Source organism: Paraburkholderia caffeinilytica (assembly GCF_046030355.1).
Lineage (GTDB): Bacteria > Pseudomonadota > Gammaproteobacteria > Burkholderiales > Burkholderiaceae > Paraburkholderia > Paraburkholderia caffeinilytica_B.
The window spans coordinates 1-206 of sequence record NZ_JAQQCQ010000077.1 but is presented as its reverse complement, the minus strand read 5'-3'; the positions used below and the strand labels follow the sequence as shown (position 1 = coordinate 206).

1 protein-coding gene is annotated in these 206 nt (G+C 64.6%); it reads left to right on the top strand.

The window, feature by feature from the left end; translation table 11 throughout:
• On the top strand, positions 1-206 hold a 206-nt coding region (locus PQQ95_RS36590; RefSeq protein WP_408447273.1), incomplete at both ends, for an NAD(P)/FAD-dependent oxidoreductase.

The window sequence follows — 206 nt, the reverse complement described above, 5'->3', positions numbered from 1 at the left end:
CGCGAGTCGATGGAATACGACGTCGTGATCGTCGGAGGCGGCCCGGCTGGCCTGTCCGCGGCGATCCGCCTGAAGCAGCTGGCAGCGGAAAAAGGCGTCGAGCTTGGCGTGTGCGTACTGGAAAAAGGCTCGGAGATCGGGGCGCATATCCTGTCGGGCGCGGTGATGGATCCGCGCGCGATTACCGAACTGATCCCGGACTGGAA